Origin of the sequence: Flagellimonas olearia (assembly GCF_004150225.1) — a bacterium.
Lineage (GTDB): Bacteria > Bacteroidota > Bacteroidia > Flavobacteriales > Flavobacteriaceae > Flagellimonas > Flagellimonas olearia.
In genome coordinates this window covers 16,216-34,650 of sequence record NZ_ML142909.1, presented here as the reverse complement: position 1 = coordinate 34,650, position 18,435 = coordinate 16,216, and the positions used below count along the sequence as shown (strand labels likewise).

Annotated in this window: 17 protein-coding genes; 7 read left to right on the top strand and 10 right to left on the bottom strand. The window is 44.7% G+C overall.

The features are described 5' to 3' along the window. Positions 1 to 63: 63 nt before the first annotated feature. Positions 64 to 1,935: a fasciclin domain-containing protein gene (locus DN53_RS09060; RefSeq protein ID WP_129654088.1), complete on the top strand. Its 1,872-nt coding sequence runs from the start codon at positions 64 to 66 to the stop codon at positions 1,933 to 1,935. Positions 1,936 to 2,202: 267 nt separating this feature from the next. On the opposite strand, the gene DN53_RS09055 is transcribed toward DN53_RS09060, so the two are convergent. The 4 genes from DN53_RS09055 to DN53_RS09040 form a co-directional block, all read right to left on the bottom strand. Continuing rightward, positions 2,203 to 2,751, bottom strand: coding sequence for a DUF6515 family protein (locus tag DN53_RS09055; protein ID WP_129654087.1), 549 nt, complete (start codon positions 2,749 to 2,751; stop codon positions 2,203 to 2,205). 89 nt (positions 2,752 to 2,840) lie between these two features. Next, a complete protein-coding gene (gene yidC, locus DN53_RS09050; protein ID WP_129654086.1) occupies positions 2,841 to 4,724 on the bottom strand; it encodes a membrane protein insertase YidC in 1,884 nt (627 codons plus the stop codon). Between the two features lie 67 nt (positions 4,725 to 4,791). After that, the gene (locus DN53_RS09045) at positions 4,792 to 6,426 is read right to left on the bottom strand and encodes a CTP synthase (protein WP_129654085.1); all 1,635 of its coding nucleotides are present in this window, start codon (positions 6,424 to 6,426) and stop codon (positions 4,792 to 4,794) included. A 49-nt stretch (positions 6,427 to 6,475) separates the two neighbouring features. Further along, on the bottom strand, positions 6,476 to 6,718 hold the full coding sequence (locus tag DN53_RS09040) for a DUF3820 family protein (RefSeq protein WP_129654235.1): 243 nt from the start codon (positions 6,716 to 6,718) through the stop codon (positions 6,476 to 6,478). Positions 6,719 to 6,765: 47 nt separating this feature from the next. Here DN53_RS09040 and DN53_RS09035 point away from each other — a divergent pair, with 47 nt between their 5' ends. Together DN53_RS09035 and DN53_RS09030 are read left to right on the top strand one after the other, a co-directional pair. Then, on the top strand, positions 6,766 to 7,629 hold the full coding sequence (locus tag DN53_RS09035; protein WP_129654084.1) for a hydroxypyruvate isomerase family protein: 864 nt from the start codon (positions 6,766 to 6,768) through the stop codon (positions 7,627 to 7,629). After that, positions 7,626 to 8,111: a hypothetical protein gene (locus DN53_RS09030; RefSeq protein WP_129654083.1), complete on the top strand. Its 486-nt coding sequence runs from the start codon at positions 7,626 to 7,628 to the stop codon at positions 8,109 to 8,111. Before DN53_RS09035 ends, DN53_RS09030 begins: the two co-directional genes overlap by 4 nt. Positions 8,112 to 8,148: 37 nt before the next feature. On the opposite strand, the gene DN53_RS09025 is transcribed toward DN53_RS09030, so the two are convergent. Further along, positions 8,149 to 8,382 carry a hypothetical protein gene (locus DN53_RS09025; RefSeq protein WP_242502107.1) on the bottom strand — a complete coding sequence of 78 codons (234 nt, stop codon included), beginning with the start codon at positions 8,380 to 8,382 and terminating at the stop codon, positions 8,149 to 8,151. A gap of 19 nt (positions 8,383 to 8,401) precedes the next feature. Here DN53_RS09025 and DN53_RS09020 point away from each other — a divergent pair, with 19 nt between their 5' ends. The 3 genes from DN53_RS09020 to DN53_RS09010 all read left to right on the top strand — a co-directional run bounded on the left by DN53_RS09020 (position 8,402) and on the right by DN53_RS09010 (position 10,948). Next, positions 8,402 to 8,626, top strand: coding sequence for a helix-turn-helix domain-containing protein (locus DN53_RS09020; protein ID WP_129654082.1), 225 nt, complete (start codon positions 8,402 to 8,404; stop codon positions 8,624 to 8,626). An 83-nt stretch (positions 8,627 to 8,709) separates the two neighbouring features. Then, a complete protein-coding gene (locus tag DN53_RS09015) occupies positions 8,710 to 9,159 on the top strand; it encodes a hypothetical protein (protein ID WP_129654081.1) in 450 nt (149 codons plus the stop codon). Between the two features lie 190 nt (positions 9,160 to 9,349). After that, positions 9,350 to 10,948 carry a sulfatase family protein gene (locus DN53_RS09010; protein ID WP_242502106.1) on the top strand — a complete coding sequence of 533 codons (1,599 nt, stop codon included), beginning with the start codon at positions 9,350 to 9,352 and terminating at the stop codon, positions 10,946 to 10,948. A gap of 124 nt (positions 10,949 to 11,072) precedes the next feature. Here the strand turns inward: DN53_RS09010 and DN53_RS09005 are convergent, their stop codons facing one another. From DN53_RS09005 to guaA, 4 genes are read right to left on the bottom strand one after another with little or no spacing between them, the layout of a single operon-like run. After that, entirely contained in the window at positions 11,073 to 11,606 is a 534-nt protein-coding gene (locus DN53_RS09005; RefSeq protein WP_129654079.1) for a DUF922 domain-containing protein, read from the bottom strand. Then, the gene (locus tag DN53_RS09000; protein WP_129654078.1) at positions 11,594 to 11,998 is read right to left on the bottom strand and encodes an OsmC family protein; all 405 of its coding nucleotides are present in this window, start codon (positions 11,996 to 11,998) and stop codon (positions 11,594 to 11,596) included. The genes DN53_RS09005 and DN53_RS09000 overlap by 13 nt, the downstream gene beginning before the upstream one ends. Continuing rightward, positions 11,976 to 14,120 carry a LysM peptidoglycan-binding domain-containing protein gene (locus DN53_RS08995; protein ID WP_129654077.1) on the bottom strand — a complete coding sequence of 715 codons (2,145 nt, stop codon included), beginning with the start codon at positions 14,118 to 14,120 and terminating at the stop codon, positions 11,976 to 11,978. Before DN53_RS08995 ends, DN53_RS09000 begins: the two co-directional genes overlap by 23 nt. Next, entirely contained in the window at positions 14,117 to 15,649 is a 1,533-nt protein-coding gene (gene guaA / locus DN53_RS08990) for a glutamine-hydrolyzing GMP synthase (RefSeq protein ID WP_129654076.1), read from the bottom strand. Before guaA ends, DN53_RS08995 begins: the two co-directional genes overlap by 4 nt. Before the next feature lie 244 nt (positions 15,650 to 15,893). Between guaA and pgmB the strand changes: the two genes are divergently transcribed. Continuing rightward, positions 15,894 to 16,553 carry a beta-phosphoglucomutase gene (gene pgmB, locus DN53_RS08985; protein ID WP_129654075.1) on the top strand — a complete coding sequence of 220 codons (660 nt, stop codon included), beginning with the start codon at positions 15,894 to 15,896 and terminating at the stop codon, positions 16,551 to 16,553. Positions 16,554 to 16,760: 207 nt separating this feature from the next. Here pgmB and bshC read toward each other — a convergent pair whose 3' ends face one another. Further along, positions 16,761 to 18,362 (bottom strand): bacillithiol biosynthesis cysteine-adding enzyme BshC, encoded by a 1,602-nt coding sequence (gene bshC / locus DN53_RS08980; protein WP_129654074.1) that lies wholly within the window; start codon positions 18,360 to 18,362, stop codon positions 16,761 to 16,763. Between the last annotated feature and the right edge of the window lie 73 nt (positions 18,363 to 18,435).

Sequence of the window (18,435 nt, the reverse complement as noted above, 5' to 3'; positions counted from 1 at the left end):
AGAATTGATTTATTTTGTTTAACTTTATATTCGTAATGTTAAACACTTTTAAACAACAATCCCATGACAGCACTAATTAAACGCATTCGATTACCCTTAATGATCCTTACCTTATTGTTCGTATCCTGTTCGGACGACGATAACGGAATGACCCCTCCTGAAGAAACCACAACAACTATTGTGGAAGCCGCACAAGCCACCGCAGAACTGAGCAGCTTGGTAAGTGCCCTGCAAAAAGCCGATGAAAGCGCCAACAATGACTTGGTTAGTGCTTTGAGTGGTGAAGGGCCTTTCACGGTCTTTGCACCTACCAATGCTGCTTTTACAGATTTGTTGGCCCAATTGGATGGTTTTGATTCCTTGGATGACTTTAGCTCAGAACAGCTACAGGATTTGCTTGCCGTGATACTTACCTATCATGTCGTAAGCGGTACAGCAGCGATGTCTACCGACCTGAGTAATGGGCAAACGCTTACCACACTTCAAGGATCTACCTTGACCGTGAGCACCGATGGAGGTGTTTTCATCTCCGATGCCACCAGCACAGCTGCCCAAGTGACCACTGCCAATGTGCAGACTTCCAATGGAGTGGTACACATTATAGATAAGGTGTTACTGCCTCAAGCCATCTTGGATGAATTGGCGGACATTATTCTGGTTCCCATTACAGATTTGGCCCTTGGCAATGAAAACCTTGAAAACCTGGTAGCTGCCCTTATGGCCGCAGATGGTGATTTGCCCAATGTGCTCAGGGGAGACGGACCATTTACCGTACTCGCCCCCACCGATGCGGCGTTTGAAACCTTCTTGGATGGCGCTTCTTTGGATGACATCCCTGTGGAAGTACTTACCCAGGTACTCTTGAACCACGTTATTGAAGGTGCAATTTATAGCACAGACCTCACAGGGCTTGGTTCCGGATACACTTCTACGCTTGCAACAGGAGTTCAAGACGCCAATATCAGTATCTTCTTTGATACTTCAGATGGGGTTACCTTTAATGGAGTATCCTCAGTGGTCACTCCAGATGTGAAAGCATTGAACGGTGTGGTACACGTAGTGGATGCGGTTATAGGCCTACCCAATATTGTTGATCACGCCGTTGCCAATCCAAATCTTACTTCCCTTGTGGCGGCCCTAACGGATGGTGGAAACACTACCTTTACGGACCTGTTATCCAACGAAGAAGAGGAATTTACCGTTTTTGCCCCGGTCAATGATGCTTTTGCAGCATTTACCAATCCCAACTCCAACGATTTGAACGCCATTCTTGCCAATCACGTGATTGTGGGAGCATCGGCCTTCTCTTCCGGATTGACCAATTCCTATGTGAACACTGCGGCAGAATTTGATACGGATGAAAATTTAAGCATGTACATCAATACGGATGATGGGGTAACCTTGAATGGGGTCAGTAATGTGGCCATTGCCGACATTGTGGCTACCAATGGAGTGATTCATGCCGTAGATGCGGTCATTGATCTTCCAACCGTGGTGACCTTTGCCGTGGCAGACCCCAATTTCTCCACTTTGGTACAGGCCCTGACCGAACTTACCCCAAGTGTGGATTTTGTCAGTGTTCTGTCGGCCCAAGACGGAGCGGGTGATGACCCATTCACCGTATTTGCCCCGACCAATGATGCCTTTGCCGCACTACCGGCCATTCCAGCTGAGGCAGATTTGATTCCGATATTGCAACATCATGTGGTAGCAGGAGCCAATGTTCGCTCCGGGGATTTAACCGATGGTATCATGGCCACAACCCTGGAAGGGGATGCCATTACCATCAACCTACCCGGAACAGGCGACAATATTGCCGATGTAACCGATGGTTCAGGCAATACAGGTATAGGAATTGACGCCGTTGACGTACAGGCCATCAATGGTGTGATCCATGTCTTGGACGGCGTACTCGTCCCAGACACTAGCAACTAATATTCAAGCAGGCTGGTTACTACGAAAAAGCTCCCAAGGATTTGTTCTTGGGAGCTTTTTATCGATACATATATACCGTTCATCGATGACACATCAAAAGGGATTCTTTTACCATACAAAACCCCCGTTTTTACAACTATTTATTTTTTTCCCGATAGCAATGCCGCATCTTTGAAGTCCCAAATCTTTCCAAACTACACCTACAAGTGGAAACTCCCCCAAAGTTTTTGAGGGAGTTTTTTTTTGACTTTCTCCGAAGCTACAAAACTAATCTTGGCGCTCCTCTTCCAGAACATCGATTACTTCATAACCATCCTCAATGGCCTTATAAACAGCCTCATTGAGTTCATAGGCCGATACTCCGTCAAAATCTATTTCCTGGGCATCTTCCGGTAATTCTTCCAAAACAGCACCAATGGGAGGCTGGGTCACTTCATATTCATCCTCGACCTTGCGATAATAGACTCCATCCGCATAGCTGTACGCTATACCTCTCACGGTAAGGGCGACAGCGGTTGCTGGCAACAACCGTAAACGGAATCCACGGGGTGGAAAGGCTCTTACGTAGACTCCTTTTCTTTGGATGTAGTACATTCCCCGAACGGGATAATACATAACCTTTCTAAAAACAATGGGGCGAGTGTTGGCAGGCAAACGTCGTAATGTCCTTCGCACCACCCTACGGTTATGCCTACGGACCTTTCGTTTGACGATACGCCTTTCTTGAGGGGTTCTTCGAACCTGGGCCTCTGCATATTCCACAGAACCCAAAGAAAACAATACCAAGAAGAACAGAGCTACTCGAAAATGTTTCATACGTACTAAAGTTTATGGTTAGATGCCTCTATGACTTCCCTAAACCCAAAAGGTTTAACGGGCCACCCCATAAACTTCAATACCGATACCTATCGCTTTCCGGTCTTTTTCTGCTCTTCGGCCTGTTCCATCATTTCCCGCATCTTGCGTTGGAACTTGTTTTCCTTCTTCGGCTTCTTTTTGTTTTCCTGAATCTGCGCGTGAATCTTGTCCTCGTCCAAGATGTAGTTCTTGATGGCCAACATGATAAAGATGGTAATCAGGTTGGAAATAAAGTAATACAAACTCAAACCACTGGCGTAGTTGTTGAAGAAAATCAACATGATCAGTGGAGACAGGTACATAATGAACTTCATGTTGGGCATACCGGGCTGCTGCTGCATCTGCATGCTCTGTCCCGTGGTCATCATCATATAGAAGAAGATGGCAATCGAAGCCAAAATCGGGAACAGACTCACGTGGTTTCCATAGAAGCTGGATATGACCGGAATATTCGTGGTCCACTCAAAAATGGAATCATAGGATGATAAATCCTCTGCCCACAAGAAAGCCTTTTGCCTCAAGGTAAATGAAGTCGGGAAAAACATGAACAACGCATAGAAAATAGGCAACTGCAGCAACGCTGGAATACAGCCGCTCATAGGGCTTACCCCTGCCTTGTTGTACAGCTTCATGGTCTCTTGCTGCTTCTTCATGGCATTGTCCTTGTACTTCTCGTTGATCTCCGTGATCTCAGGTTTCAAAACCTTCATCTTGGCCTGTGAGAGATAGGACTTATAGGTAACGGGCGACAAGGCCAAACGCACCAAAATGGTCATTACGATTATCGCGATTCCAAACGGAAGGAACGAGCTTAAGAAATCATAGAAGGGTGTAAAGACATATCGGTTGATCCATCCAAAAATTCCCCAACCAAAGGGTATGGAATCCACCAAGCCCAACTCCTTATAATTATCCAACACCTTTACATCTGTTGGACCATAATACCAATACATGTTCTGTGAAAGTTCCCCGCCTTGCAACTCCAAAGGAGCCTTGGTACTGTATGCCTTGGTGAACATTACGTCCTTACCTTCCTCTTCCACTAAGTTTTTGGAGCTGAGTTCCGCGGTCTTAAAATGGTCTTTTGTCGCTAAAATGGAGCTGAAAAAATGCTGGCGGTAGGAAAGCCACTTGATATCTTCCTCGGTCTCTTCATCCAAGTCACTGCTCTCGGAAAGTTTACTGATCTTACCATCTTCATGGTTGTACGTCAAACGCGTGTAACGGTTCTCATACTTGACACTCTTGTTGTGTCTAATCCCCTTCATGTCCCAATCCAAGGTAACCGGTTTGCTGCTGTTGATCACCCCATTCAATCCTTGGGAACGGATGGTGAAATCCACCAAATAATCATTGGGCTTGATCTCATAGCGATACTCCAAAAAGCGGTTCTCGGCAACCTTGGCCTTCATGGAAAGCACTTGGTTGTCTCCACTTTTGGAAAGGGAAGGCTCAAAATACAAATCTGCGGTGCTGAGCACCCTATTGTCATTGGCCGAAAAGTTGAGCGCAAAACTGGCATTGCCATCCTTTACCAAATAAACGGGAACGGAGTCATACGTGACAAAGTTCTTCATCCTGGCCTCCACGATCTGGCCTCCTTTGTTGGACACCTCCAAGTAAAGCACTTCATTCTCCAGCTTGGTGGTCCCCTCAGCCGCTTGGGTAAACCCAAATGCCCCAACAGAGCCCTTGTAATTGGCCACTGCGGTGGAATCGTTCAAATCCAAGGTCTGGGCTTGTTGTACCGGGGTTGTGGTGGTTTCGGCGGCTTCGGCTTGTTTTGCCGCTGCTTCAATCTGTTCTTGCTCTGCTTTCTGCGCTTCCAGCTCTTCTGGGGTAGGCTGATTTTGGTAAAACATAAAAATCAGTATCCCAAAAATCAATACAAATCCAATTATGGAATTGATATCCAGCTTCTTTTCTTCCATGAAAATTATTTAGTAGAAATCTTCTTTATCGGTATTCAGCTCGCAAATATATGCCCAAAACCGCAGTTTATGCCAAACTGGCATTCTTTTGTTTCTGTTTCTGTTCCAGTACGGCCTTTACAAATCCTACAAACAATGGATGTGGGTTGGCCACCGTACTCTTGTACTCTGGGTGGTACTGCACACCAATAAACCATGGGTGCGAAGGTATTTCCACAACTTCCACCAAACCGGTCTTTGGGTTGAACCCAGTAGGTACCAGTCCAGCTTCTTCCATTTGCTGTTTATAGGCGTTGTTGAACTCGTAACGGTGACGGTGACGTTCGGCAATATCTGTGGTCCCATATACCTTTTGCACTTGACTGCCTTCGGTAAGATGGCAATCCCAAGCTCCCAAACGCATGGTGCCGCCCATATCGGTCACGGATTTCTGTTCTTCCATCAAACTGATGACAGGATAGGCGGTTTCCTTGTCCATTTCAGTGGAATTGGCGCCTTTCATATCCAAAACGTTGCGGGCAAATTCGATAACAGCCATTTGCATACCGAGACAAATCCCCAAAAAGGGCATGTCGTTCTCACGGGCATACCGCACGGCCATCACTTTCCCCTCTATACCACGTTCCCCAAATCCGGGTGCTACCAAAAGACCATCCAGTCCCATCAGTTTTTTGTCGATGTTCTTGGCAGTAAGGTGCTCCGAATGGATGGAACGTACCTCAACCTGTACCTCATTGGCCGCTCCGGCATGGATAAATGCCTCTTGAATGGATTTATAGGAATCCGGAAGCTCCACATATTTTCCGATCAACCCGATGACCACTTTGTGCTTCGGGTTTTTGTGGCGTTTCAAGAACTCTTTCCATTGGTCCAGATTGGGCTGGGTATCATTGGGCAATGCCAATTTCTCCAACGCCACGGTATCCAGACCTTCTTCCTGCATCAAGATTGGCACATCATAAATGGTACTGGCATCAATGGACTGTACCACGGCCTCTTTTCGCACATTGCAGAAGAGGGCCAGTTTTTCTTTGATGTCCTCGGAAATATTGTGTTCGGTACGGCAGACCAAGATATCGGCCTTTATACCACTTTCCATCAAGGTTTTTACGGAGTGCTGTGTAGGTTTGGTCTTGAGCTCACCGGCTGCGGACAGGAATGGCACCAAGGTAAGGTGCACCACAATACCGTTATGCTCACCCAGTTCCCAAAGCAACTGACGTACAGCTTCAATATAAGGTAGGGACTCAATATCCCCCACGGTACCGCCAATTTCGGTGATGACGATATCATAATCGCCACTTTTGCCCAAAATCTGGATACGTTCTTTGATTTCATTGGTAATATGGGGCACCACCTGAACGGTCTTCCCCAAAAACTCCCCTCTTCGCTCCTTCTCGATCACACTTTGGTAGATACGCCCCGTGGTAACATTATTGGCTTGGGAAGTGCGCACGTTCAAAAAACGCTCGTAGTGTCCCAAGTCCAAGTCGGTCTCTGCACCATCATCGGTCACATAACACTCGCCATGCTCGTAAGGATTCAGGGTCCCTGGATCTACATTGATATAGGGATCTAATTTTTGAATGGTGGTCCGGTAACCCCTGGCCTGTAGCAATTTGGCCAAGGATGCGGCGATGATTCCTTTACCCAAGGATGAAGTTACGCCTCCCGTAACGAAAATGTACTTGGTCTGTGACATATTAATCTTTCTATTACGGGGCGTAAAGGTACAAATTGCAGCGCAGAAATCAGGAGGATTCCTTCGGAAATTCTTTTTGAAGTTTTCTGATGAGCGATTCCAGGTTGTTGTCCTTAATGGTAAGCATGGTGTTCAGGTAGTTGCCCAGTTTCCCTTCGGGAAAACCTTTTTGCCTGAACCACACCAAATAAGGTAATGGCAAGTCCACCAAATACCGCCCCTTGTACTTGCCAAACGGCATTCTGTAATGGGCCATTTCCAACAGCTGTTCTCTATCCGGTCGCATTTCCATTTGTAGGGGCAATGTACTATCTTTCCCGGAACAATCACTCCGAAAACATGAAGCGAAGAAATTTTATTGCCACGGCGGCCGCTGGTTCAGCGGGTTTGGCATCGGTTTCCGGTCTTGCGCAAGACCAAACGCCACAGAAAGAATTCAAACTGAAGAACAACATCAACCACAGTGTGTGCCACTGGTGTTTTTCCGATATTCCCTTGGAGGATTTTCTAAAGACCCTGAACAGTTTGGGCATCAAGGCTGTTGACTTGATCGGTCCCAAGGATTGGCCCTTATTGAAAAAATACGACATCCACTGCTCCATGTGCAACGGGGCAGAGATAAGCCTTACCGAAGGGTGGAACGACCCCAAATACCACGAGCAGCTCATTAAAAATTATACGGAGATGATTCCCAAGGTGGCCGAGGCCGGTTACACCAACCTCATCTGTTTTAGTGGCAACCGCAGGGGCATGAACGATTATGTGGGACTGCAAAACTGTGTGGACGGACTGTCACAGATCATCCCTTTGGCCGAAGAGCACGGGGTAGTCATCCAGATGGAGCTGTTCAACCAGGTGGACCATAAGGATTATATGTGCGACAACTCCCTTTGGGGCGTGGAACTCTGCAAGCACTTGGGCAGCGACAACTTTAAGTTGTTGTTCGATATTTATCATATGCAGATCCAAGAGGGTGACATTATCCGCAGCATACGCAACTACCATCCCTATTTTGGACACTACCACACGGCAGGGGTTCCCGGCCGTAACGAGATCGATGAGACCCAAGAGCTCTACTACCCCGCCATTATCAAGGCCATCCATGAAACCGGGTTTACAGGCTATGTGGCCCAAGAATTCCTGACCACTTGGGAAGATAAGATCGCTGCCTTGAAAGATGGGTTTTTACGGTGCGATATATGACATTGAATAGAATATATTTGAATGAGTCATCAAAGAAGTTTTATGCCCAATGCCTTAATGAGGAAATTGAATTGGACAATATTGATAGAAGTATTGTCAAACATCTTCTTGCGATAAGTCAGAGCGATAACGTGAGACCGATATTTTCCAAAAAGGGCAATGATTCAATCTATAAAAGAAAACTTCATAGCTTTTTACGTATTGCATTTACTAAGGAAGCCGAAAAAAAGCTATTCAATCAAGTCATCCCATACTTTGAAAAAAAGTATGGTAACAACAATGAATATTTGTTTAAGTGGAATGAGATAAAACCATTCAAAAATATAGCGAGAAACATAACCAATTATAATAAAGGGGCTAAATGGCTAGTAGATTCCGAATATTTCAATGTTTCCCAAATTATATTTGAATTGAAGAAAGGGAATGAAGAAATTCATAACAAATTTTGGAATGAATTAAAAAGCAAACTATCCTTAGTTTGAAAAACTTCCATCTAGGGCATAATAAAGTCATAAAATTTCACCTCCCCCTCAAGACCCTGACCAATCCCATAAGCGCCGTAGCCACTTCCTGCAATTCCACCCTAGAAAAGGTGTCTTCTTCCACATAAAACAGCATTTCTACTGCAAGATCTAACCAGTTTGCCAAAACTTCGGGTTTGCCGTATTGGTCTTCGATTATTTGGGACAATTCATCCAATTGATTTTTATTCAGCATAAGCAGTACGATATATAGGTCTATAAATCTAATCAAAATATGTGACTTTAGACTTATGACTAAAATTCGAGATGAAAAATACCTGAAAGCTCTTGGTAAAAGAATCAAGAAAATCAGAACAGAAAAGGGCATCTCTACCTACGACCTCTCCTACGAATCAAGCGTTTCTCGAAGTCAAATAAACTCCATTGAAAAAGGAAGTATCAATACCACTATATGCACCTTAAAATCAATTGCTGAAGCCTTCGACATGAAAGTCAGTGATTTGGTTGACTTCTAATAATCCTTTCAGAGAGGACACCAAATATGCTTATTTTAGGAGCTTAATGGTATGCTCTCAGCTTAATATAATTTACCTATAGTTTGACAGAAGTAAAGAAATTGAAGCTAGTATTTGGAAATCCTGAAAATGGATGGCTTCCGACTGAATTAAAGTTTGGGGATTTTGAATTGAACTTTTCCGCTTCAAATATTCCAGAAAACCCAATAAATAAACTATGCAGTTCCTTGATTTTGGCTCTCAACGGAATTGAGTCTGAAATAATTTGGAATTTGGAACCTCAATACTACATATTCGAATTTAGGCCAAGAACAAGAGACATCAGCATTCTAATTTCAAAAAGTGAAGATATAACAGAGTATCGAAATCCGGTTTATGAATTAGCAGGGGATTACGAGTCTATTATTTTACCCATATATCGAGGTATAAAAAAATTTAATGCTTTGGAATCCGATAAAGTAGATTGGGCAAAAGTTGACCAAATAAGGCTAAAAAAACTTACTAAATTGATTAAGGAAAGAAAAACTACTTGAGATACTGACAGCTGCGAAGTGCCTTCTTCAGTTTAAAGCTGAAAATTCTTTAGAAAATAATTAACCGTAAAGGTAATTTTCAAAAACACGTAACCCATTCTACTAAAGTCCACAAATACATTCACAAAATGAATTTGCTACCTTTAAATTTTCAAACCTATCCAACACCATGAGGTCTAAACCTGTATTTATGTTACCCCTTCTTCTTATCTCCTTCCTTATTGGATGTAAGGACACCCCAAAAGAACAAGTAGAAACCACCAAGGCACGGCCCAACATCCTATTTATCATGAGCGATGACCATGCCTACCAAGCCATCAGCGCCTATGACACCACCTTGATACAGACCCCCAACATAGACCGCTTGGCCAAGGAAGGGATGTTGTTCACCAATGCCTCGGTCACCAACTCCATCTGCGCGCCTTCGCGGGCCACTATTTTGACCGGGAAGCATACCCACATCAATGGAAAAATAGACAACATCTCCCCTTTTGATACCGCGCAGGTCACTTTTCCGCAGTTGTTGCAAAAGGCGGGCTACCAAACAGCCATGTTCGGCAAGTTGCATTTTGGCAACAGCCCCAAGGGTTTTGATGAGTTTATGATCGTGCCCGGGCAGGGGCGCTACATGAATCCGGATTTTATCACGCCCAAGGGCGATACCATCCGTAAAATGGGTTATGCTTCGGATATCATCACCGACATGACCTTGGAGTGGCTGGACCAAAAACGGGACCCTGAAAAACCGTTTTTGATGATGTACCTGCACAAGGCTCCACACCGCCCGTGGTGGCCCAAAGCGGATAAGTTCAAGGCCTATCTGGAAAAGGAAATTCCCGAACCTGCCTCCCTTTTTGATGATTATTCCGGAAGGGGCACCGCGGCACGTACCGCCGAGATGAACATCTTTAAACACATGCTCCTCAGCTACGATTGCAAGGTCTATCCCGAGCTTGCCGATGAGCTGGGCATGAACACCGACCCTAGGAACGGACCGCTTTTCAGTCGTGGGGAAGTGGCACGCCTCACCGAGGAACAACAAGCGGAGTACCTTCCCATTCTGGATGCCATTGCCGAAGATTTCAAGGCCAAGTGGCCAAATATGGACGATACCGAAAAGACCCGCTGGAAATACCAACGCTATATGCAGGATTATCTGGCCACCATTGCCTCCGTGGATGATAATGTGGGTCGGGTTTTGGACTATTTGGATGAAACCAATTTGGCCGACAATACCTTGGTGGTCTATACCTCGGACCAAGGATTTTACTTGGGCGAGCACGGATGGTTCGATAAGCGATTCATGTACCAAGAATCCTTTGGAACGCCCCTATTGATTCGGTGGCCCAACACCATAAAACCGGGTATCACCAGTGATGAAATGGTCCAAAACCTGGATTTTGCCCAAACCTTCTTGGAAGCTGCCGGTGCCGCTATTCCGGATGATATGCAAGGGGAAAGCCTAATGCCCATCTTGACCGGAAATTTGGAACAGTGGGATAGGGAAAATGTGTATTACCATTATTACGAATATCCTGCAGAACACGCCGTAAAAAGGCATTATGGTATGGCCAACAAGCAATATAAGTTGATTCATTTCTATCATGATGTGGACGAATGGGAGCTGTACGACCTTGCCAAAGACCCCCACGAAATGCAAAATGTGTATGATGACCCTGCCTATGCTGAAATTCGGGAGGAATTGAAGGAAGAATTAAAGGCCCTTCGGGTGAAGTACAAGGATTCCGAGGAACTGGACCAAAAGTTCATCGATAAATACAAGAAATAAAACATGGCGTTTGCTCGTCGGTTCGAGTGATTTTTGACGTGCAACGGAAAAAATCGTATCGAGAATTGGAAACAAGTTCTCGATACATTTTCCTTCGGAAAATACGCGAATCCTCGTTGGGAAATTATTCCACTGCCTGAAGTTCCTTGGCAATTTTAGCGTTCCACTCCAACTGCTTTTCAACGTTTCGGGAAAAGTTGGTCTCCCAATCGTAGGCTTCCTGAAATTCTTGGAGTTCCTGTAAAATCTCTTGGTAGATTTCCCGAACCTCGGCCTTTACATTGTCCGAGAAGGAAGTACGGTCCAATCGGTTGCGCATCTTACGTGCAAAGAGCTCGGCAATATCAAAATGCAACTGTTCGTGGCTCAAAATGGTATCGTTGGCCAATGGTTTCTTATACCATGATTCATTGGGATAGAAATAGGCGGTCACCTCATAATCCAGTTTCACCTCATGGTACATCAAATTCGCGGAGTAGGTATAACTGATCCCACTGGCCGTTGTGGCGGCAGGTACGGCTGCAGGGGGCACTTTCCCCTTAAAATCGGCCCAAACCAAACGTTTGCCGGCATCCCAAGGGACCCCTTCCTCAATTTCCTGTGCAGAACCCAAAAAACCAAGGAGCAACAAACATCCTATGGTCGTTATTTTACCCAATGAAAATCGATTACACGTTCAATATCGGGATGCAGACTGTAATGCACAGGGCATGTATTGGCCGTATGCACCAATATTTTCCGATGCTTTTCCGAAACATGGGCCGGCAGCTCCAATTTCACCTCAATCTTTGAGATCCGTCTTGGATTGGCAGCCATATGCTTGGTCACCTCAGCAGTGGAACCTGTTAAATCCACCTCCAAATCCCTGGCCTTGATGCCCATCATGGTCATCATGCAATTGGCCAATCCCGTGGCCACGGTATCCGTGGGTGAAAAAGCCTCTCCCTTCCCGTTGTTGTCAACAGGAGCATCGGTGATATACTCATTGCCAGACCGTATATGGACGCAGGTGGTCCTGAGGTTGCCGTTATAGGTTACTTTTGAGGTCATCCTGTTTTACTTCTTTGATTTGTAGATTATCATACTCCATGATATAACAGGCCCTGTTAAAATACCCAGACGACCAATCATTGATATAATCAAAACTATTCCCTGTATATTCTGTCTGGCCTATGATCTTGGAGGTTTCAAAAAGATTGTTCTTGTGCGCCAGTTTCAACAACACATCATAGGTCACATCAAACCCACGGACCGCATACCGATCGGGTCGTAAACCATTGTATCGTTTCTGATACGCCTTGGTAAAGAAATCGTTCCCTGCTTCCCTATAAAATGAGGGGTAAGTAAACCTTAGGTTGGACAAATGGGTGTTGGACACGGCATCGTCCTCATAAGCATTATTGTTATAGCTCGTGGTGAACATACGCACCTTAACGTCTTCCGTAATGGCCGAGTTCAAAATGGAGGTCACACTGGAAATCATATTGGGCTGGTCGGTTTCCAAAAACACCCAGTTTTCCTTGGTTTCAGATAATTTTAATAGAAACCGATCTAAATGCAAGGATTTATTGTCGATGATTTTTGCAATCTGGGCCGCTGGAAACTTGCTCAAAATAGAATCATGGGCTACCTGATGTTCTGCATCCGCAATAATGATCACATTCTCATTATTGTAGATTTTTTTCATGTAGGAAAGCATCTTCTCACGAAGTATTTGCTCCCTAGGCACCGAAAAGAACACATTGCTATGGCTCAACTCACTATCCGAAGCCACTGGGGCAATTACCGGTATGTTCTTGGAAGCGGCCACAACGGCAACTTCGTTCAGGGCACCAGCAGCCACTGGCCCTATAATGGCATTTACGCCTTGCAGGTTCTCCCTAAAAAGGATTTCCTTCACCTTGGCCTGGCTCAGTTCGGTATCATAGGTTTTCACATCCACCGAAACCCCCAGCTTTTTAATGGAATCCAAGGCAACCAAGGCTCCCGAGTAAAATCCAAGGCTTAGCGCCAAATCCCTTCTTGTAGCAATCTGACTTTGGGTCTTTTTTGTATCATTAAGGTCGATACGATCTAACCTGAACGGCAACATAAAGACCACTTTGGGCTTATTTTCAAGATTGATACTGTCCACCAGATTCACCTTATCCAATACCAGTGCATTTTTCACTTGTAGCCCTTCCGCTCTTTCCTTGGGCAATTTAAGAACCATTCCGGCCTTAAGGCCGTTCTCCAGATCTGGGTTCAGACGAAAAAGCTCCTCACGGGAAATCTTTAGGTTTTGGGTCAGTCTAAAAATGTTCTGCTTGGGTTTTACCTCATAAAAAATGAAATTATCCGTGTTTACCTCCCCAGAAGTATCACGTTTTTTGGGAAGACGAATTACCATTCCTTCTTTTAACCCACCTTGCGCCATGATCTCTGGGTTCAATTTGACTATGGAGTCCGAAGGAACTCCATATTCCTTGCCCAAACTGTATAGGGTCATTTTGGGAGGTACGGTATAGGAAGTAAAAAGTTCCACTTGTTGTTCCTTTAGGCTATCTCCTTTGGGGCGGGGCAACTTTAATTCTTGCCCAGCGGCCAAGTAATTGGAAGTCTTGCTGAGATCTGGATTCAAAACCAATAAACTGTCTACAGTGATTCCATACTTATGGGCAATACTCCATCGGGTCTCTTTGGGCTGAACGGTATAGGTTTCAAAATCCAATTCGCGTTCATCTTCCGGGTCCACCTCAGGGAATTGGGGAATCTGTAGCACCATTCCTTTTTGTAGGGGCTCAGAATACAATTCACGGTTATAGCGTTTCAATTGCTCTTCGGTGATCTCGTATTTCTGCGTGAGTCCAAAAAGGGTTTCCTTTCTTCGTACCCGGTGGCGGGTAAACCCTATGGGTTTAATTTCTTCCTGTTCCTCTTCCTTGGGTTTCTCTTTTTGAACAATAGGACCCTTCAATGGTATCACCAAAATGATATTCGGTTTTACATCGGAAGCACTTTTGATTTCTTTATTGGCCTGTAAAATGCTATAAGGCGTAACCCTATACTGTTGGGAGATACTCTGTAAGGTCTCTCCCTCCTTTACGGCGTGTGTTGCATATTCTTGCGCGAAAGCTTGGAAAGAGGTCATAAAAATGACCGCCAAGCCCAATTGTAAGATATATTTTTTCATTCCCATTCTATAGTTGCAGGTGGCTTAGAGCTAATGTCGTACACTACTCTATTAACGCCCTTGACCTTATTTATTATATCATTTGAGGTCTTTTGTAAAAATTCATAGGGTAAATTCACCCAATCTGCCGTCATTCCATCGGTACTTTCCACCGCTCGCAGGGCCACACATTTTTCATAGGTACGTTCATCTCCCATAACCCCTACACTATCTACGGGCAAAAGCATGGCTCCGGCCTGCCAGACCTTATCATAAAGTCCCCATTTTTTCAATCCATCAATAAAAATGGCATCCACTTCCTGTAAAATGGCCACTTTCTCGGCGGTGATATCCCCCAAGATACGGATTCCCAATCCGGGACCAGGGAAGGGATGTCTACCCAAAATGAAATCTTCCATGCCCATGCTTGCCCCCACTCTTCTTACCTCATCCTTGAACAACATTTTCAAGGGTTCCACAATCTTCAATTTCATATAATCGGGCAATCCACCAACATTATGGTGACTTTTAATGACCGCGGAGGGCCCACCACTGGCCGAAACGGATTCTATCCGATCGGGGTAAATGGTACCTTGGGCCAACCATTTTGCATTTTCCACTTTGTGGGATTCGTCATCAAAGACCTCAATAAAGACCCTTCCAATGATCTTTCGTTTCTTCTCTGGGTCCGATTCTCCTTTCAACGCGTCCAAAAAGCGTGCCGAAGCATCAACTCCCTTCACATTGAGCCCCATGTGCTCATATTGATCCAATACACTTTCGAACTCATTTTTCCGCAACAATCCGTTGTTCACAAAAATGCAATGGAGATGACTTCCAATAGCTTTGTGCAGCAACATGGCCGCCACACTGGAATCCACACCTCCGGAAAGTCCAAGAATTACCTTTTCGTCCCCTATTTCTTTCTTTAGTTCCTCCACGGTGGTTTCCACAAAGGCATCTGGTGTCCAATCTTGCTTCAATCCGGCGATGTTCACCAAAAAATTCTCCAAAAGTTTGGCCCCATCGGTGGTATGGTACACCTCAGGATGAAATTGAATCCCGTAGGTGTTCTCCCCTTCAATTTTATAAGCGGCATTCTCCACATCATGGGTACTGGCCAATCTAACAGCTCCTTCAGGGAGCTCCTTAATGGTATCACTATGGCTCATCCACACTTGGCTTCCTTCTCCCAGACCTTCCAAAAAGGCTTCCCCGTTCTTTACAAACGAAAGATTGGCCCGGCCATACTCCCGCGTAGCGGAAGGCGCCACATTGCCTCCATTGAAATGGGACAGGTATTGGGCCCCATAACAGATGCCCAATAAGGGTTTTTTGCCCTTGATCTCCGACAAATCCGGGTGTGGGGCATTCTCTGCCCTCACGGATGATGGAGACCCTGATAGGATAACCGCCTTATATTCCGATAAATCCTCGGGAAGCTTGTTATAGGGTTTTATTTCTGAGTAAATGTTGAGTTCCCTTACGCGTCTTGCGATCAATTGTGTGTACTGGGAACCAAAGTCTAGGATGAGTACGTTGTTATGCATGGGCAAAAATAGCAATTTGGTTTTTTTGGAAAAGGATCTTTTAAAGGATATTTATGACAACTTTTCAAAAGTTATGCAGAGCCAAACCTTTGTCACCGGTTTTCAGGAAAGTGCATATCCATTTTTAAAATTCAAACCCGTTGCCCTTCAAAAATTCAGTATCTTTTGAAATGAACATAACGTTTTGTAGTTTTTTTCTTAACATTTTTAGTCATTTATTTGCGGTTGCTAAATAACCCAAACCATGATCAAAGGATTCATTTTCGATTTGGATGGCGTGATTACCGACACTGCCGAGCTACATTTTGAAGCCTGGAAAAAACTGGCCGATGAAATGGGCTGGGAGTTTGATCGCGAGGTCAACGAGAAGCTTCGCGGAATATCGCGGATGGATTCCATCAAAGTCATTATGGACCACAACAAGGTCTCATTGGACGAGAAAACCATTGTTGACCTAGCCACTAAAAAGAATGACATTTACGTAGCCAGTCTGGACCAAATGACCCCCGAGGATTATTTACCCGGGGCGAGGGAGTTATTGACACATCTGCGCACGGAGGGTTTTAGTGTTGCCTTGGGCAGTGCCAGCAAAAATGCCCTTAAAGTTTTGCAGCAATTGAACGCCATGCCCTATTTTGATGTGATCGGTGATGGTAACAGCGTATCCAAGAGCAAGCCGGAACCCGATATTTTCCTCTATGCCTCGGAAAAACTTCAGCTGCCGCCCAACAATTGCATCGTGGTGGAAGACGCCGAAAAGGGCATTGATGCCGCCAAAACGGGAGGGTTCCATAGCGTAGGTATTGGACCAAAGGACCGTGTGGGCCATGCCGACCTGAGGTTTGACACGATGAAAGAAGCGACCTTGTTTGAGATAAAGTCGCATTTTGCAGACTTGTTCTGACAGAAATATAAAATATAGAAAAAGCAAAAAGCCCCGGGAACCACTCCGGGGCTTTTCAATAAAATCAAAACCAACCTAAACATATGAGTTAACCAACTCATTATTTAAATCTTCATAGCAATTTTCAATAGTAGAACAACTACCAAGAAAAATACCCTACTTTCTATTTGATTTTTTTACTAATTCCTAAATCCCTCCTGAGAACTACTAGTATTTCAAAATTGAAAATGCTCCAGAAAATGGATCAAGAGAATCCAAAAGGCTTGGTATGAGACCCTTACCTAGTTCCAGATAGAGTTCAGAAAAATTAAGCTGCCGCTCCTGTAGGGACTTATTCGGAAAAAGCTCGTTTTGAATATCAGTCATGCGTATGACCTGATCTTTCAATTTTCGTTTTTGTGCCTTTAGCAGTCTTTTTTCCAGGGCGTCCAACCCTTTTTTCTGCTTGACCTCCTGGGCCTTTACAGCTCCCAAGAAACTTTTGTCGGTTTCAGCTGCCAACTCGTAAAGGTGTTTGAACTGCTCCTCCAAGTATTTTTTCTGTGGGGAAAAGTCAATATCAATATTGGAGATTTCCCTGATTTTCTTGTTGATGAACGTATTCTGTTTTAGAAAAAGGTGGGCCACTTTCAGATTCAACCTTTCTATCTTTTCAGCCTGCTTTTCTGTGATGACCAAGGCCGAGTTGCGAAGCAACAACATGGGAAAAGTGATATCCATGGCATTGAAGTAGGATTTCAATTCCAACCAGTAGGCCAATTCGCCTCCTCCTCCAATATAGGTGAGATTGGGCAATATTACTTCTTGGTATAAGGGTCTTGCGATTACATTGGGAGAAAACCGTTCCGGGTGTGCATACAGCTCCTCACGCAGTTCTTGTTCCGAAAACTTTAAGTCGGTATTCAGCACTTGATACGTGCCTCCTTCTTCCACAATTCGCTCGCGGAGTCCTTCCTTGAGATAAAAATAATTGATTTCCCTCGGGTTCACCTGTACCTTATAGTCCGGGGAAACTTGCTCCAAGGCCCCAATTGATTCGGTTACCTTTTGAAAGGGAATCTGTTCAAAAATATCTTTTTCCGCATAGGGAACCAGTAACCTCTTCAAGGCAATATCATCCCCATCAACAATCACCAAACCATGTTCCCCGAAAAGTTCGTTCACCAAATAGCGGGTGGCCTCTGTTAAATTGGAATGCTCCAAATATGCCTGTTTGAAAAGAGCCTTCAAGCTTTCCGCATTTCCTGTTTTCCCCAATTCCGCCGATACGGTTTCAAAGACCACATCCAAGCCCTTGGTATCCAACATACCCACGGCCCCGGAAGCGGAGCGGTTCCATTGTACCTTTTTTCCGTTCAGGTTGAAATAATTGATCTCATCAAAATCATGGTCCTCCGTGGCCATCCAATACACCGGGACAAATTGATGATCGGGATATAACCGACCCAATTCCTTGGTCAGATTAATGGTGGAGACAATCTTGTACAAAAAATACAAAGGTCCCGTAAACAGGTTCAGCTGATGCCCGGTCACCACGGTAAACGTATTTTTCGCGTTCAACGCGGTCAAGTTTGCTTCGGTATGTTCAGAAATTGTGATGCCCTTATACTGTTTGCGTAGGGATTGTACCAAGGTTGCCCTATGGGCAGAAGCATAATTTGCCTCCTTTTCCTTGATTTGTTCCGCAAAATTTTCCGGTAGGGGGAATCGGTTATAAAATGGCTGCAAGTCTTTCCGTTGGTCCAAATAATCACAAATGAGCTTGGAGAAATAACCGGTTTCCTTAAAGGGTATACAATCTACTTCCATTAAAACTGAAATGAGGTGATCAAAGATAGCCCTCTTCTTTTTTTCTCATCCTAAAAATACGTTAATTACATTT

Coding starts and splice junctions, on each gene's coding strand:
- DN53_RS09040 (WP_129654235.1), bottom strand. CDS start 6,718: ATGGAAATGCGACCGGATAGAGAACAGCTGTTGGAAATGGCCCATTAC.
- DN53_RS09060 (WP_129654088.1), top strand. CDS start 64: ATGACAGCACTAATTAAACGCATTCGATTACCCTTAATGATCCTTACC.
- guaA (WP_129654076.1), bottom strand. CDS start 15,649: ATGCATAACAACGTACTCATCCTAGACTTTGGTTCCCAGTACACACAA.
- DN53_RS09035 (WP_129654084.1), top strand. CDS start 6,766: ATGAAGCGAAGAAATTTTATTGCCACGGCGGCCGCTGGTTCAGCGGGT.
- DN53_RS09055 (WP_129654087.1), bottom strand. CDS start 2,751: ATGAAACATTTTCGAGTAGCTCTGTTCTTCTTGGTATTGTTTTCTTTG.
- pgmB (WP_129654075.1), top strand. CDS start 15,894: ATGATCAAAGGATTCATTTTCGATTTGGATGGCGTGATTACCGACACT.
- DN53_RS08995 (WP_129654077.1), bottom strand. CDS start 14,120: ATGAAAAAATATATCTTACAATTGGGCTTGGCGGTCATTTTTATGACC.
- DN53_RS09020 (WP_129654082.1), top strand. CDS start 8,402: ATGACTAAAATTCGAGATGAAAAATACCTGAAAGCTCTTGGTAAAAGA.
- yidC (WP_129654086.1), bottom strand. CDS start 4,724: ATGGAAGAAAAGAAGCTGGATATCAATTCCATAATTGGATTTGTATTG.
- bshC (WP_129654074.1), bottom strand. CDS start 18,362: ATGGAAGTAGATTGTATACCCTTTAAGGAAACCGGTTATTTCTCCAAG.
- DN53_RS09030 (WP_129654083.1), top strand. CDS start 7,626: ATGACATTGAATAGAATATATTTGAATGAGTCATCAAAGAAGTTTTAT.
- DN53_RS09045 (WP_129654085.1), bottom strand. CDS start 6,426: ATGTCACAGACCAAGTACATTTTCGTTACGGGAGGCGTAACTTCATCC.
- DN53_RS09010 (WP_242502106.1), top strand. CDS start 9,350: ATGTTACCCCTTCTTCTTATCTCCTTCCTTATTGGATGTAAGGACACC.
- DN53_RS09000 (WP_129654078.1), bottom strand. CDS start 11,998: ATGACCTCAAAAGTAACCTATAACGGCAACCTCAGGACCACCTGCGTC.